Here is a 503-nt window from a genome sequence, read left to right as displayed (position 1 = left end):
TGAGAACACTTGGCAACATCATCTGGTTTTTATTCGGTGGCGTATTCATGGGATTGCTGTGGTGGCTATTCGGTATTCTTGCGTTCATCAGCATCATCGGGATTCCGTGGGGGCGAGCTTGTTTCGTCATGGGTAACTTTTCGTTTTTCCCATTCGGCAAAGAAGCCGTTTCGCGTGATGAACTAACCAATGAAATGGATATTGGCACGAGTCCGCTAGGCGTCATCGGCAACGTACTTTGGTTTGTGTTTGCAGGTTTGTGGCTGGCAATCGGTCATATCCTATCCGCCGCAGCGTGTTTCGTTACCATTATTGGTATTCCGTTTGCACTTCAACACCTGAAACTGGCCGTAATTTCCCTCGCGCCTATCGGTAAAACTGTTGTAACTTCAGAAGAAGCGGCTGTCGCTCGTTACAACATTAATCGTTAAGGTTATGTATCCTCTGAGCTTTCGGGCTCAGAGGGCAACGCCTGTTAAAAGTAAGCCTATTATTGCTACAGC

At 47.3% G+C, this 503-nt stretch carries 1 protein-coding gene; it reads left to right on the top strand.

The genetic code is table 11. The features are described from left to right. A partial coding sequence (locus tag R8O10_RS27815; protein WP_318192309.1) for a YccF domain-containing protein occupies nucleotides 1-431 on the top strand: 431 nt, incomplete at its 5' end. Between the last annotated feature and the right edge of the window lie 72 nt (nucleotides 432-503).

Source organism: Vibrio sp. 1727 (assembly GCF_033344415.1).
GTDB lineage: Bacteria > Pseudomonadota > Gammaproteobacteria > Enterobacterales > Vibrionaceae > Vibrio > Vibrio alginolyticus.
The sequence above is the reverse complement of the archived record's forward strand: the minus strand, read 5'-3'. Positions and strand labels throughout refer to the sequence as shown.